A 15,131-nucleotide genomic window follows, 5' to 3' on the forward strand; every position below is an offset into this window, starting at 1 on the left:
CGGCGTGCAGGCTAAGCGCAAGCGCGCGGGATGGGATGTGGCCTATCTGGCACACATCCTGGGACTCTCTGTTTAGATGCGATTGCCCTGCCGTTTGAGGGGTCCTGCTCTGAATTTAGGAGCTGGTAGCGCTCGTATTTGCTACCATTGAGATGGTTTTATGTTTTAAACCTAATCTGGTAAAGCGATACCAGCTACTCAAAAGATAGCAAGTGACGGTCTTTCGCCCATAAAAAAGCCCGGCATCGAAATGCCGGGCTGGGCGCCAGGGGCGCTTGAATTACGGCTTGGTGCCGGTAGGGAAAGGCCAGGCTGCCTGAGGGTTCAGCGTGGTCTGTGCTGCAGGGGCCGCAGGGGCAGGCGCCTTGGGGGCCTTCTTGGCCGGTGCAGCTTTCTTGGCGGGCGCAGACTTTGCAGGTGCGGCCTTCTTCGCTGCTACTGCCTTCTTGGCGGGAGCGGCTTTCTTTGCCGGTGCTGCTGCCTTCTTGGCAGGTGCAGCCTTCTTCGCTACCACTGCCTTTTTGGCGGGAGCAGCTTTCTTTGCCGGTGCTGCTGCCTTCTTGGCAGGTGCAGCCTTCTTCGCTACCACTGCCTTTTTGGCGGGAGCAGCTTTCTTTGCTGGTGCTGCTGCCTTCTTGGCAGGTGCAGCCTTCTTCGCTACCACTGCCTTTTTGGCGGGAGCAGCTTTCTTCGCAGGGGCCGCCTTCTTAGCGGCTGGTTTTTTCGCAGTTGCCATCATGTTCTCCTTGGGTCAATATGCAAAGAGCACTTCCTGTCTACAGTGGACAGAAAGCGATCCATGGAGATGGAGAAAAATTCCATCTCCATGAACACGGGAACGCTCACCACGGCGGCGCTCTGCGACGCTGTCTGTGGTGGGCGTGGTGTGGATATCCATGTGGTGTGATGCTTGTAAATAACGAGGCGCTAGTCCCAGGACAGCGCACCACCGGACTGGTATTCAATAACGCGGGTCTCGAAGAAGTTGCGTTCCTTCTTCAAATCGATCATCTCGCTCATCCATGGGAACGGGTTTTCTTCGTTGGGGAAGAGTGTTTCCAGCCCGATCTGCGTGGCACGGCGATTGGCGATGTAGCGCAGGTAGCCCTTGAACATGGATGCGTTCATGCCGAGCACGCCGCGTGGCATGGTGTCTTCGGCGTAGCGGTATTCAAGCTCCACGGCTTTCATGAACAGCGCGTTGATCTCGGCCTTGAACTCGGCCGTCCACAGGTGCGGGTTTTCCAGCTTGAGCTGGTTGATCAGGTCGATGCCGAAGTTGCAGTGCATCGACTCGTCGCGCAGGATGTACTGGTACTGCTCGGCGGCGCCAGTCATCTTGTTCTGGCGGCCCAGTGCCAGGATCTGCGTGAACCCCACGTAGAAGAACAGGCCTTCCATCAGGCAGGCGAAAACGATCAGCGACTTGAGCAGCGTCTGGTCGGTCTCGAAGGTGCCGGTGTGGAAGTTAGGGTCCATGATCGCTTCGATGAACGGGATCAGGAACTGGTCCTTGTCACGGATCGAAGGTACTTCCAGATAGGCACTGAAGATCTCGCCTTCGTCGAGGCCGAGCGATTCGACGATGTACTGGTAGGCGTGCGTGTGGATCGCTTCCTCGAAGGCCTGGCGCAGCAGGAACTGGCGGCATTCGGGGGCGGTGATGTGGCGGTAGGTGCCCAGCACGATGTTGTTGGCGGCCAGCGAATCGGCGGTGACGAAGAAGCCGAGGTTGCGCTTGATGATGCGGCGTTCGTCTTCAGTCAGGCCGTTGGGGTCTTTCCACAACGCGATGTCGCGCGTCATGTTCACCTCTTGCGGCATCCAGTGGTTGGCGCAGGTGGCAAGGTATTTTTCCCAGGCCCACTTGTACTTGAAAGGCACCAGCTGATTGACGTCGGTCTGGCCGTTGATGATGCGTTTGTCGGCAGCGTTAACGCGGCGCTGGGTGCCTGCTGCAGGTGCGGATTGCTGTGCTGCGGATGATGTCATCGACGCATGCACTTCTTGCAAAGACGGGGTCTGAAAAGGCAAAGGCGGCTGTCCCGCCGGGTGGCTTTTGTTCAGTCCACCGTCCAGTTGATTTTGCGATGAGGGCTTGACTTCTTCGTCCCAGGTCAACATAGATTTTCCAGTGTTCGGATTATGAAAGCAGTGCTGCAAAAAGAAAAGCACTGAAGCGTTGTGCAGCAACGTTTTGTTGCTTCACAGCACATGCGCGACGCCTCAATTGCATGCGAGCTGTCGCGCGCGAAGTTTTTATTGGCAGGCTTCGCAGCCTGGATCGTCGATGGGAGAAAACTGAACGTCCGTGGCAGGCACCGCTGCGGCTACTTCCATCGCGTGCTGTTTGCTTTGCGTGGGCGCAGATGCGCTGGTTGGTGCGTCGTCATTTCCCGATGAAACCGAGTTGAGCTGGCGTGTGTTTACCGTGCTCATTTCGACATGCGTGGCACTTTGCGTGCGCAGGTAATACGTGGTCTTGAGACCGCGGATCCAGGCAAGTTTGTAGGTGTCGTCCAGCTTCTTGCCTGACGCGCCTGCCATGTAGATGTTCAGGCTCTGCGCCTGGTCGATCCACTTCTGGCGACGCGATGCTGCTTCAACCAGCCACTGCGCCTCGACTTCAAACGCGGTGGAATATAGGTCCTTGATGTCTTGCGGCACGCGGTCGATGGGGTGCAACGAACCCTTGAAGTGCTTGAGGTCCATGATCATCACGTCGTCCCACAGGCCCAGGCGCTTGAGGTCGCGCACCAGGCCGCCGTTGATGACAGTGAACTCTCCCGACAAGTTGGACTTGACCGAGAGGTTGCCGAACGAAGGCTCGATCGATGCGTCCACACCAATGATGTTGGAAATGGTGGCCGTGGGGGCGATGGCGACGCAGTTGGAGTTGCGCATGCCGTCTTGGGCAATCTTCTTGCGCAGGGCGTCCCAGTCGAGGGTGACCGAGCGGTCCACTTCCACGTAGCCACCGCGTGCTTTGGCCAGCATGTCCAGCGTATCGAAAGGCAGGATGCCCTGGTCCCACAGCGAGCCCTTGTAGCTTGCATACTGACCGCGTTCCTTGGCCAGCTCGGTGGAGGCCCAATAGGCGTAGTAGCAGATGGCTTCCATCGACCGGTCGGCAAATTCCACGGCTTCTTGCGAAGCGTAAGGAATGCGCAGTTCATACAGGCTGTCCTGGAAGCCCATCAGGCCCATGCCCACAGGCCGATGACGAAGATTGGAGTCGCGAGCCTTCGTGACGGCGTAGTAATTGATGTCGATCACGTTGTCGAGCATGCGCATCGCGACCTTGATGGTCCTCTTGAGCTTGTCGTGGTCGAGCTGGCCGTCCTTGATGTGCTGCAGCAGATTGACGGAACCCAGGTTGCACACGGCGGTTTCCGTGTCGCTGGTGTTCAGCGTGATCTCGGTGCACAGGTTGGACGAATGCACCACGCCAGCGTGTTGCTGGGGCGAACGCACGTTGCAGGCGTCCTTGAACGTGATCCAGGGGTGCCCGGTCTCGAACAGCATGGTCAGCATCTTGCGCCACATGTCGGTGGCCTGCACGGTCTTGGCGGGTTTGATTTCGCCACGAGCGGCCTTTTCTTCATAGGCTACATACGCCTTTTCGAATTCAACTCCGAACAGGTCGTGCAGGTCGGGAACATTGTTGGGCGAGAACAGTGTCCAAGTTCCTTTTTCCATCACGCGGCGCATGAAGAGATCAGGAATCCAGTTGGCGGTGTTCATGTCGTGCGTGCGGCGGCGGTCGTCGCCAGTGTTCTTGCGCAGTTCCAGGAACTCTTCTATGTCCAGGTGCCAGGTTTCCAGGTAGGTGCAAACTGCGCCCTTGCGCTTGCCGCCCTGGTTCACGGCCACTGCCGTATCGTTGACAACCTTCAGGAACGGCACTACGCCTTGCGATTCACCGTTGGTACCCTTGATGTGGCTACCCAGGGCCCGCACGCGGGTCCAGTCGTTACCCAGACCGCCCGCGAACTTGGACAGCAGCGCGTTTTCCTTGATGGCGTCGTAGATGCCGCCCAAGTCGTCGGGCACCGTGGTCAGGTAGCAGCTGGACAGCTGCGAGCGCAAGGTGCCGCTGTTGAAAAGCGTGGGGGTCGAGGACATGAAGTCAAACGAAGACAGCACTTCATAGAACTCAATGGCGCGGGCTTCACGGTCGACTTCATTGAGTGCCAGGCCCATGGCCACACGCATGAAGAAGGCCTGGGGCAGCTCGATGCGGGTCTTCTTGACGTGCAGGAAGTAGCGGTCGTACAGGGTTTGCAGGCCCAGGTAGTCAAACTGCAGGTCGCGGTCTGCATTGATAGCTGCGCCCAGGCGTTGCAGGTCGTATTGCTGTAGCAGGCGTTCATCCAGCAGCTCGTTTTCGACCCCCTTCTTGATGAATTGCGGGAAGTAGTCGATGTAGGCCTGGCCCATATCGCTTTGGGTCACCTCACGCCCCAGCACCTCGCGCACGATGGTGTGCAGCAGCAGGCGGGCGGTGGCGTAGGTGTAGTCGGGGTCTTTTTCGATCAGCGTGCGTGCGGCCAGGATGGAGGCTTTATAGACCTCGTCCATAGGAACGCCGTCGTAGAGGTTGCGCATCGTTTCGGCAACGATGGGGTCGGCCTTCACGTCGGCGCCCAGGTTCACACAGGCAGATTCGATGAGCGACTGCAGGCGGTTCAGGTCCAAGGCGACCAGCTTACCGCCGTCCATCACGTGCAGCAAAGGCGCGGGCGCTGCGGGGGTTTGTTGCTCGGTCTGCCGTGCGCGCTCTTGGGTCCGGCGCTCACGGTAGAGAACGTAGGCGCGCGCGATCTCGTGGTGGCCACCACGCATCAGGCCCAGCTCGACCTGGTCTTGCACGTCCTCAATATGAAAGGTGCCGCCGCCGGGGCGTGAGCGCATCAGGGCGCGTGCCACGTTCTGGGTCAGGGTGTCCACCACTTCACGGACGCTGGCCGATGCCGCGCCCTGTGTGCCGTGCACTGCCAGAAAGGCCTTCATCATGGCCACTGCAATCTTCTGAGGCTCAAAAGGCACCACGGCGCCGTTGCGGCGAATGATCTGGTAGTGCGTGCTTGCCTGGGCTGCAGACGCTTGCGCAGGCGTCTGTGTCCGGTTCGACGAAGGGGTGGCGGGCGGGGCGGAAGGCGTATTCAAAGCAGCTTGCATGGGTGTCCTCTTCTGTGGGCTGTCTGGGGATGGGGGCGTGGCTGGAAGTGCCGCCGCAGTGTGTGAGTGATGCGGCGGATTTTAGTCTGTCGCACACTATATATGGGGTGTCGAATGTATTCAAGACACTACCGGTAGTGTACCGCCGCAGATTGGCTAAAAAGTGAAACAGGCCGTTTTGCGCGCCTTCAGCGCAGGCCTGACTGCGCGCTCATCCCTTGCGCCAGCTGAAAATGTTGCCCCAAATCACGCATTGGCAAGCGGTGCGGGCGTATTTCCCTTTCCAGGCCGCGCCATTTCTGGAGATTCGATTTTGTGCATTTGCACAAAGAAAATTTTTGGCCTTGAGGCCATGCTGCGACCAAGTCGTCAGTGAGTCGGCGGCTGGGCCTGCTGGGCGCGCTCGGGAAAGCAGTCTGCTGGCCAATTCAGGGAGTTTTGCAGGCGATTCCAGTCGAACCCCGGGCCGGGATCCTGCTTGCGACCGGGGGCAATGTGTTCATGCCCCGCGATGTGCTGTATGGGATAGCGTTGCGCGATGTCATGGCAAAGTGCCGCTAGCGTTTGGTATTGCGCTATTTCGAAAAAAAACCCCTCCAGGCCTTCCATTTCTATGCCGATCGAGTCGTCGTTGCACTGGGTGCGTCCGCGGTAGCTGGATTGGCCAGCGTGCCAGGCGCGTTCATCACAGTCCACAAACTGCCACAGGACGCCCTGGCGGTCGATAAAAAAATGAGAGGAAACCTGGAGGCCGCGGATGCTTTGGAAATAGGGGTGCGCGTCCCAATCGAGGGTGTTGGTGAACAATTGCTGCACAGCACCTGCGCCGAACTCGCCAGGGGGCAGGCTGATGGAGTGCACCACGATGAGATCAACGGGCGTGCCCGTGTCAGGGCGCTTCCCGTAGTTGGGGGATATCCGCCGAATGGCGGAGCGATGCCATCCTCCGTCCCATCGAACAGGAGCGGTGTCCGCGCCGTCAGCCGATGTCGTCATGCGGGTCCAGGTCATTGGGCGCAGCGATGTTCAAGCGTGCGATGCGGTAGCGGATTTGCCGCAGGCTGATACCCAGTCGGGCAGCTGTTGCGGTGCGGTTGAAGCCCGCCTCGCGCAGTGCTCGAATGAGTATGTCGCGTTCCTGCTGGTCCAGCCAGGCCTGCAAATCACTGGGCAGTGGCACGGTGCTGCCAGCGCTGGGTTGTGGGTGCGGCAGATGCGTGGAAGACGAAGAAGACGTTGATGCGCCGAGAGGGGGTGGCGCCAACTCCGGGCGTGGTGCCACCGAGGCTCCAGCGCCTGAAGGGGGATCTACCTGCAGTTCATCGCCATCGCTCAGAGCCACGGCACGGTGCAGCAGGTTTTCCAGCTCGCGGACATTGCCCGTCAGCGGGTGCGCCGCAATCGCAGTCAGCGCGCGCTCCGTTATCGCAGGCACTGCTATGCCTGATTCCGTTGCAATGCGTGACAAGAGGGCTGTACACAGGGCGGGTAAGTCCTCGCGTCGCTCGCGCAGGGGCGGGATCACGATCTCGATCACGTTGAGCCGGTAGTACAAGTCCTGCCGGAAACGACCTGACTGCACATCGGCCGCCAAGTCGCGGTGGGTGGCACTGACGATGCGCACGTCCACGGTTTCTTCTTGCGTGGAGCCTAGGGGGCGCACGCTGCGCTCCTGGATGGCCCGCAGGAGCTTGGATTGCATGGCCAGCGGCAGATCACCAATTTCGTCCAGAAACAAGGTGCCGCCACGCGCCGCCTGAAAGTATCCATCCCGGTCTTGCGCTGCCCCGGTGTAGGACCCTTTGCGTGCGCCAAAGAACTCGGCCTCCAGCAGGTTTTCGGGAATCGCACCGCAGTTCACTGCGACCAAGGGGCCGTCTGCGCGCTGGCTGCTGGCATGCAGCGCTTGCGCCACAAGCTCTTTACCGGTGCCGGATTCGCCATGGATGAGCACCGGTGCCATGCCCCGCGAGACCTTGGCCACGCGCTGCTTGACATTGCGAATGGCTTCGGATTCGCCCACCAGCCGGTCCAGGGCGGTGCCCGCACCCAGCATTTCCGCCGCTGAAAGCGCTTGGCGGCTCTGGCCCCCACTGCGTGCTGCACGGGGCGATGGAACACCCCCTGTGCCTTGCACCGCCGACGCCACGACCGAGCGGAACTGCTTGAGGTCCACAGGCTTGGTCAGGTAGTCAAAAGCGCCAGCGCGCAGGGCCTCCACGGCATTCTCGGCGGAGCCGTAGGCTGTCATGACCACACAGCGCTCTTTGCGTTGCTGGTCGCGCAGATCCTGCAGCAACTCCATGCCGAACCCGTCGGGCAGGCGCATGTCGGTGATCACAGCGTCGAACTTGTGGGCTTTGAGCTGTTCGCGGGCCTCCTGTACGGTGGATGCGGTTTCGACGCGGTACCCCTCGCGCAGCAAGGTCAGTTCGTACAGGGTTCGCAGATCGGGTTCGTCGTCGACGACAAGGATGGAGGCTATGGGGGCGTTCATGGGCAAATCGGGGGTTAGACCACGATGGTGTCAAACAGCGTGGCAGCATCCGCGGGGCGGGTGAGGCGGCGGAACCCCACGGTGAACGCGTTGCCCCCTGTTTCGCCACGTGCAGTGGTGCGGTTGAGCCGTTGGTAGCTGATGGAAGCACCATGGCGCTGGCACAGCTCGCGGCATATATAGAGGCCCAGGCCGCTGGAGCGGCTTTCTGAGGAGAAGAAGGGTTCGAAGAGGTGGCGTTCTACCGATTTGTCCATGGGGGCGCCGTCGCTCCAGACCTGCAGGATGACCTGGCCTGATGGCGTGGCCCGGGTGAAGACGGAAAGGGAGTCGGGCTCTTGGCCCATGTAGCGCAGCGCGTTGTCCAGCAGGTTGACCAGCACGCGGCGCAGATGTTCGCCATCAAACTCCACCTGGGTGGCGCTGGCTTCAAGCGCCACAAGCCCGCGGCGCTGGACCGGGTCTTGTGCTTGCCAGTCGTTCCAAATCTGGGCAACCGTTTCGTCCAGCGCCACGGTGGAGGCCGGAGCGTGGCTGATTTGGTGCTGCACGCGCGCGATGTCCAGCACTTCTTCTGCAATGCGCGCCAGTCGATCAGCGTTTTGTTGAACCATGCGCGCAAGCCTCTTTTGGGCGGGGTCGTGCAAGTCCTCTTCCAGCAGCGCATTGGCCTGAACAATCGCCGCCAAGGGATTGCGGATTTCGTGGGCCACGGCCGCTGACATTCTGCCCATGGCAGCGAGTTTTTCGGTGCGAAGGCGTGCCTCCATTTCACGCAGGTCGTGCAGGAACATCACGCACAACCGCTCCGAACGTGACTCATGGGCGGCTTCCCGGCTGGTGGTGAGCCAAGTGCGTACATGCAGTCCGGTGGGGCTTTGCCCTGCGTGCAGCAGGTCCACGTCGGCCATCTGGGGTTGTTCCTGCCGGAAGGTGCGCCGCGCCATCAAGACCAGCGGGTGCCAGGGTGCTTCGGAGGCCAGGGTAAAGGGCAGGGCTGGCAGGGGCGCCCCGCCCAGCAACTGGAGTCCCGCAGGGTTGGCGATGCGTACCGCATCGTTTTCGTCTACCACCAGCACGCCATCGGTGAGGTTCTGTATGACCAGTGCACTGACCTGGGTCTGCACACGGGCAGCCACCTGGCTTTGCTGTGCAAGCTCTTGTTCACGTGACAACCGGGTGGCGAGCTGGTGAACCAAGTAACTGACTATGAAGTAGCCCGTACCCGTCAGTGCACTTTGCAGGTAGCGCTGCGCGTCGTCGCCCGAGGTGCGGATGCCAACCCACCATGCCCAGCCTAGCAGCAGCAGCGTGACCCCCGCAGTGGTTCCCAGCGCCAGTGTCAATGTTCCCAGCACCGCGGCCATCAGCACGGGCAAGCCGAACAACGGCGTGTAGTTCATGGCGCCCGCATGCAGCAGTTGCAAAGCGGTAATCGCAGTCAGGTCGACCCCAATGGACGGCAACCATTGCGGGCCTGCACCGGGTGATGGGGGGCCCTGCCTGGCCAAAACGCGCAGCACCACGGTGGCCACCAGATACGCCACGCACACGGTCAGAACGCCAGACTCCGTGGTCTGGTTGATGGCTTGCCCGACCCCCTGCAGCATCAGCAGGGCGATGGCCACCATCACGCGCCCCGTCAGAAAGCCACGCCACAGACGCACAAAAGGCGCATCCACGGTGGGTAGAAACGTACCCGCAGGTGGCAATGTCTGCATGGCGTCAGGCCGGGCCCAGACGTCGGTGTTCGGCGCAGCAGTAGGCCTGGGCACCCAGCATCAAGGCTTCTGCCTGCGGAATGTGGATGCCGCAGTGCGCGCACGCCAGCATGTCCTGGGGCAATGCCAACCGCGACGGTTTTTTCTCTGAAGTATCCGGAGCGCGGCGACTGCGCCAGATGCCGAACGCCACCACGAGTACCACCAACAAAACAAGGTATTTCATGTGCTGCGGCCCAAAACAACTTCCATCACAAAACGGGAGCCGACATAGGCAAGCAACAGCAATGCGGACCCCGCATACAACACGCGCACCGCATTGCGGCCCCGCCAGCCAAAACGCGCGCGACCGATCAGCAAGACGGCGAATGTCAACCACGACAGCAACGAAAAAATGGCTTTGTGGTCCCAGCGCCAGGCGCGCCCATATAGCATGTCGCCAAACAGCCAACCTGCAAGCAGTGTGGCACTGAGCAGTACAAACCCGGCCGTCACAAAGCGGAAGGTCAGACGCTCTAGCGTGAGCAACGGAATGCCGCTGTGCGGGTCTTCGGCCTGGCGGATATGCCGCTCAGCGCGGGTCATCAGCCAGGCATGCACCACCGCTGCGCCAAACAAGCCATAACAGGCAATGCCAAGGGCCAGGTGCAGCGGCAGCCATGCCGAGGCGGTCACATGCAGGGGCTGCCCCGGGAACACGAGCGCCAGCACAACGGCCACTGCGCCCAACGCCGCCAGCACCCAGCGCGCCTGCATTTGCGGAAAGAGCTGCCGCTCCACCGCGTATACAGTGAGAACCAGCCAGGCCGTCATCGACAGGGCGGGCGCAAACCCAAACCGGGGGGCGTCGCCCCAAAGGCCCCATACCAGCACGGCACCATGCAGCAGCCAGGCCACCAGCAGTGCGTTGCGCGCCGCGGCTGCGCTCAGCCGAGACGCTGCTGCGGCGGGCACGGCGTATGCCATGGCGGCTGCCAGGGCCAGCAGCCAACTGACAGGGGAGCTACTCGCTAAAATCATGGGTCACAGTTTAGCCTTTTGCCCCACCGCCAGCGCCTTGGCGGGCCTGCGCACACAACGTTCGAGTTGATGGCGCGCAGGCAACACCGGAACTTCTCCTATGGCATCCGCCCTTACCGACAAACTCACGCGTCTCGTCAAGGAGATGCGTGGCCAGGCCCGCATCACCGAATCCAACGTGCAGGACATGCTGCGCGAGGTGCGCATGGCCCTGCTGGAAGCCGACGTGGCCCTGCCCGTGGTGCGGGACTTCATTGCCCGCGTCAAGGAGAAGGCGCTGGGCCAGGAAGTGCTGGGCTCGCTCAAGCCCGGCCAGACACTGGTCAGCATCGTCAACCGCGAGCTGGCCGCCACCATGGGCGACGGTGTGGCTGACATCAACCTGGCCGCCCAGCCCCCTGCGGTCATCTTGATGGCTGGCCTGCAGGGCGCCGGTAAAACAACGACGACGGCCAAGCTGGCCAAGCACCTGATCGAAAAACGCAAGAAAAAGGTGCTGACCGTGTCGGGCGACGTGTACCGCCCGGCCGCCATCGAGCAGCTCAAGACGGTAACCAAGCAGGCGGGTGCCGAGTGGTTCCCCAGCACACCGGAGCAGAAACCGCTGGACATTGCCCTCGCCGCACTCGACTACGCCAAGAAGCATTATTTTGACGTGCTGCTGGTGGACACGGCCGGGCGCCTGGCCATCGACGAGGCCTTGATGAAGGAAATCAAGGACCTGCACGCTGCGCTGAACCCTGTCGAAACCCTGTTCGTGGTCGATGCCATGCAGGGCCAGGACGCGATCAACACGGCCAAAGCCTTCAAGGAAGCGCTGCCGCTGACCGGCATCGTGCTCACGAAGCTTGACGGCGACTCGCGCGGCGGTGCGGCGCTGTCGGTGCGCCAGATTACGGGCGCACCCATCAAGTTTGCGGGTGTGTCTGAAAAGCTCGACGGCCTGGAGGTGTTTGATGCGGAGCGCCACGCAGGCCGCATCCTGGGCATGGGCGACATCGTGGCGCTGGTGGAGCAGGTCACCGCTGGTGTGGACATGGAGGCTGCGCAAAAGCTTGCGGCCAAGGTCAAGAGCGGTGACGGCTTTGACCTGAATGACTTCTTGTCCCAGATTCAGCAGATGAAGCAGATGGGTGGGCTGTCCAGCCTGATGGACAAGCTGCCGTCGCAGCTCACCGCCAAGGCCGGTGCCCTGGACATGGACAAGGCCGAGAAGGACATCAAGCGCAAGGAAGGCATCATCCAGAGCATGACGCCGCTTGAGCGCCGCAAGCCCGACCTCATCAAGGCCACGCGTAAGAAGCGCATCGCCAATGGCGCGGGCGTGCACGTGCAAGAGGTCAACCGCCTGCTCAAGGAGTTTGAGCAGATGCAGGGCATGATGAAAAAGATGAAGGGCGGCGGCCTGATGAAGATGATGAAGAAGATGGGCGGCATGAAGGGCATGGGCGGCGGTGGCATGCCCAAGATGCCTTTCTGATCGCCCTGCGCGCTGACAATAAAAAACCCTGAAGAGAAAGCTTCTCTTCAGGGTTTTTTGTATTCCTGCCCTGTGCCGGGTCTATCGACTTTCAGCCTCTCACGGCTCCTCCAACCAGTTCTTGAGCGGCTGTTCCGCCCAGACCTTGGCTTCATCGCCCACGAACATGCGGGGCCGTGATGGGGGGAGCTTGCGGCGTTTTTCCTGCGCGGCGATGGACTTTTGCGCTTCCTTCATCCAGTCTGTCACTGTGCGGGCTTCGGCCCCTTCCTGGCCAAAAAGCGCTTCGGCGAAGGGCGTGTTTTCGCCGGTGTACCTGCAATTGAACGTGGTGCGGCGTACATCTGTGGCGGTGAGCACGACCCGGTTTGGCGCTTTCAACGGCTCGACGAATGCGCCGCTGTAGCACGCTGACAGCACCACCAGTGTGGGTACTTTGCCCAGCGGCGCCAGCGCGGCGCTGAGGGTTTTGGCGTTGAGAGGCAGCAGGTGCTTGCCGCCAACGTTGATATTCAACAGGCCGGGGTTGCTGTGGGTCGAGATGAACAGCAAAACGCGGTCTTGCGGGCGCGCCACCTCGGCGGTTTTGGACATGACCAGCGCGAAATTATCTGCCGTTGCCTGGGGCCAGTCCGAGCTCTGGTCGCGGGCAGGGTTGGCCAGCTTGAGCACTAGCGCGTTGGGGTCGATGTCTTTGACCAGCTTTTCGGCCAGCAAAACATCGCTGCGGAAGGCTTTGGACTGCGAGTGCATCGCAAACCCCGCAAAGATGATGCGCCCTGGCGGCTCCGCAGGCGGCGGTGGAGGTGCCGGTGCGGCGGCGACTGGCGCAGGGGCTGGTACGGGCGCCTGCCCTGGGAACAGGGCGCAGCCAGTCAGTGCGACAGTCAGAGTGAGGGCGCTGGCGCAAAGCAGCCGCCGACGGGCGGTGGGAGGAAGCAAGAACGGTGGCATCGATGGCAGGGCCGCACCCTGCAGAAATCCGGGGATGACGCAGGTTCCGGCACCGGGAGCTGGGTGGGAAGGACAGGTATCGTAAGTGAGCGCAAAGTGCCGGCTATGACGCCTGCCTTGGCTGAATTTTGGCTATTTTTGTGGCTTAGCGCTTGATGCTATTCAGCTTTAAGCTATCAAAAAATGAGCATATGCAAAAAAGCCGGTGCATGCACCGGCTTGTAATTTGTAGGGTGTCTTTCAGATTGTCACAATGCCGCTGCCAATGGCGTGGGCTGCGCCAAGCGGCTGGCATGCACCCAGGCACGTCGCAGTACCGGTGGCGACCACGACTCCTCCGGAATCAACAGCAGCCTTTGGGCGCGCATGGCCTTGCCCAGTGCAATCTGGCTGGTCATTACAGCCAGCGGAATCGCCAGTGCCAGCGGCAAGCCGACGGGCATCAGCCACAGTAATGCGCTGCTGTCGATCAGTGCCACACCCACCGCCAGCATAGCGATCACCAGGCTCATGGGGGCCAGTTGGCGCACGGCATGGCGCCAGGGAACGGCATGGGCCTCCCGGGGGGGCGACTTCCATTCCAGCTTCAGTCCGGTGAGCGCAATGAGCACAAACAGCGAATGCGCCAGCATGCGGATGGGGGCCTGCAGGATGGCCATCACGCTTTCGAGCATGGCGCTCTTGAGCAGGCTGAAGCCGCCACCGTATTGCTGCTGCTCACCGCGCATGAACACCGCGGCGACGCCCAGAATGCGAGGCAGGAACAGCATGCACAGCGTCCATGCCCAGAGCGCAAGCAACTCAGCCGGCAGGATGTGCCAGTCGGCCACGAACTTCGCGCCCGACAGCCACAACGCCGTGCCCAGCGTCAAGAACGCCAGCCACAGCGGCGCAGACAAATAGGCCATGGCACCAGTCACGAACATGGAGCGGTGCACCGCGTGGATGCCGGGCTCCGCCATCAGGCGTGCGTTTTGCAGGTTGCCCTGGCACCAGCGGCGGTCTCGCTGCAACTCTGCCAGCAGGTCGGGCGGTTGTTGTTCGTAGCTGCCGATCAGGTCTGACACCAGCCAAACGTGATAACCAGCGCGGCGCATGAGAGCGGCTTCGACAAAGTCATGCGACATGATGCCGCCCGCCAGTCCCCCCGTGCCTTTGATAGGCGCCAGCGCACAGTGCTGCATGAAAGGGGCGACGCGGATGATGGCGTTGTGGCCCCAGTAGTGAGACTCGCCCAGTTGCCAGTACTGCATGCCCAATGTGAACAGACGACCGGTCACGCGCGAAGCAAATTGCTGCGCGCGGGCGTGCAGCGTCACATGGCCAATGGCCTGCGTGGCCGTCTGGATGATGCCCGCGCTGGGGTTGGCTTCCATCAGCTTGGCCATGGACACGATGCAGTCACCACTCATCACGCTGTCAGCGTCCAGTACCACCATGTAACGGTAGTCCTTGCCCCAGCGGCGGCAGAAGTCGGCGACGTTGCCCGCCTTGCGGTGCGTGCGACGGGTGCGCCGGCGGTAGTACACCTGCACCTGGGGTTGCTGGCCGTGCTGGGCCAGGGCGCTGCGCAGATCTTCCCAGGCGGCGCGCTCGGCGCGGGCGATGGCGGGGTCGTAGCTGTCAGACAGCACGAACACATCGAACGTGGTGCCGTGCCCGGTCGCCGCCACTGACTCGCAGGTCGCCCGCAGCCCGGCAAACACGGTGGCCACATCTTCGTTACAGATCGGCATGATGATGGCGGTGCGGGCCTCCTGCGCCAGGGTGTGTTCGGTCACGCTGCGCACCGACAGCGCATGCTTGTCCCCTCGCAGCATCACCCAAAAGCCCATCAGCCCCGTGAGGAAGCCGGTGACGACCCAGGCGGACAGCAGTGCGAACAGCGCAATCTGGCCGTAGCCCAGCCACGGGTTGTCATATTCGGGCTGCACACCAGCGAACAGTGTGCTGGCCAGTGCAGTCGTCAGCAGGGTAAGCAGTGCAAAGGTCCAACGGCGGCGCTGCGCCGCGCCTAGCCAGGCCTGGTCTTGCGCGCTTGAAGCCGTTGGCGATGCAGCCGCCGCCTTGCGGCCTGTCAGTCGCAGCAGCGCGGCGGTACCCACACTGTTCCAGAACCCGCGCCAGGGCACGGCCGGCATCGAACCACGGTTCAGGGGTGGAGCAGTCACCGCGCTGGGATGGCGCTCCTCGCGCAGGGGACTGCGCTGGCTGGCGACCGGCCTGTGGTAGGCGGCGCCTCGGCGTGCGACAACAGCGGGGGCTGCCATGGCATGCG

The 15,131-nt window shown here is 61.8% G+C and carries 11 protein-coding genes; 1 reads left to right on the top strand and 10 read right to left on the bottom strand.

Translation table 11 applies throughout. The features are described from left to right. Nucleotides 1–280 precede the first annotated feature (280 nt). The 8 genes from ACK4OE_RS09505 to ACK4OE_RS09540 all read right to left on the bottom strand — a co-directional run bounded on the left by ACK4OE_RS09505 (nt 281) and on the right by ACK4OE_RS09540 (nt 10,419). Nucleotides 281–739, bottom strand: coding sequence for a histone (locus ACK4OE_RS09505; RefSeq protein WP_409884571.1), 459 nt, complete (start codon nt 737–739; stop codon nt 281–283). A 188-nt stretch (nt 740–927) separates the two neighbouring features. Beyond that, entirely contained in the window at nt 928–2,124 is a 1,197-nt protein-coding gene (locus ACK4OE_RS09510) for a ribonucleotide-diphosphate reductase subunit beta (protein ID WP_409884572.1), read from the bottom strand. A 135-nt stretch (nt 2,125–2,259) separates the two neighbouring features. Next, the gene (locus tag ACK4OE_RS09515; RefSeq protein ID WP_409884573.1) at nt 2,260–5,181 is read right to left on the bottom strand and encodes a ribonucleoside-diphosphate reductase subunit alpha; all 2,922 of its coding nucleotides are present in this window, start codon (nt 5,179–5,181) and stop codon (nt 2,260–2,262) included. Nucleotides 5,182–5,550: 369 nt separating this feature from the next. Further along, complete coding sequence (ampD, locus tag ACK4OE_RS09520) at nt 5,551–6,177, bottom strand: 1,6-anhydro-N-acetylmuramyl-L-alanine amidase AmpD (RefSeq protein ID WP_409884611.1); 627 nt, start codon at nt 6,175–6,177, stop codon at nt 5,551–5,553. Then, nucleotides 6,161–7,678 (bottom strand): sigma-54-dependent transcriptional regulator, encoded by a 1,518-nt coding sequence (locus ACK4OE_RS09525; RefSeq protein ID WP_409884574.1) that lies wholly within the window; start codon nt 7,676–7,678, stop codon nt 6,161–6,163. The genes ampD and ACK4OE_RS09525 overlap by 17 nt, the downstream gene beginning before the upstream one ends. A gap of 14 nt (nt 7,679–7,692) precedes the next feature. Continuing rightward, complete coding sequence (locus ACK4OE_RS09530) at nt 7,693–9,399, bottom strand: ATP-binding protein (protein WP_409884575.1); 1,707 nt, start codon at nt 9,397–9,399, stop codon at nt 7,693–7,695. A 4-nt stretch (nt 9,400–9,403) separates the two neighbouring features. Further along, complete coding sequence (locus ACK4OE_RS09535) at nt 9,404–9,625, bottom strand: PP0621 family protein (RefSeq protein ID WP_409884576.1); 222 nt, start codon at nt 9,623–9,625, stop codon at nt 9,404–9,406. Further along, a complete protein-coding gene (locus tag ACK4OE_RS09540) occupies nt 9,622–10,419 on the bottom strand; it encodes an inner membrane protein YpjD (RefSeq protein ID WP_409884577.1) in 798 nt (265 codons plus the stop codon). Before ACK4OE_RS09540 ends, ACK4OE_RS09535 begins: the two co-directional genes overlap by 4 nt. A 100-nt stretch (nt 10,420–10,519) precedes the next feature. Here ACK4OE_RS09540 and ffh point away from each other — a divergent pair, with 100 nt between their 5' ends. Beyond that, complete coding sequence (gene ffh, locus ACK4OE_RS09545; RefSeq protein ID WP_409884578.1) at nt 10,520–11,899, top strand: signal recognition particle protein; 1,380 nt, start codon at nt 10,520–10,522, stop codon at nt 11,897–11,899. A gap of 99 nt (nt 11,900–11,998) precedes the next feature. Here ffh and ACK4OE_RS09550 read toward each other — a convergent pair whose 3' ends face one another. Both ACK4OE_RS09550 and mdoH read right to left on the bottom strand, forming a co-directional pair. Then, complete coding sequence (locus ACK4OE_RS09550) at nt 11,999–12,841, bottom strand: C13 family peptidase (protein ID WP_409884579.1); 843 nt, start codon at nt 12,839–12,841, stop codon at nt 11,999–12,001. Between the two features lie 260 nt (nt 12,842–13,101). After that, complete coding sequence (gene mdoH / locus ACK4OE_RS09555) at nt 13,102–15,123, bottom strand: glucans biosynthesis glucosyltransferase MdoH (RefSeq protein WP_409884612.1); 2,022 nt, start codon at nt 15,121–15,123, stop codon at nt 13,102–13,104. Nucleotides 15,124–15,131: the final 8 nt, after the last annotated feature.

Origin of the sequence: Acidovorax sp. (assembly GCF_046314175.1) — a bacterium.
Classification (GTDB): domain Bacteria; phylum Pseudomonadota; class Gammaproteobacteria; order Burkholderiales; family Burkholderiaceae_C; genus Acidovorax.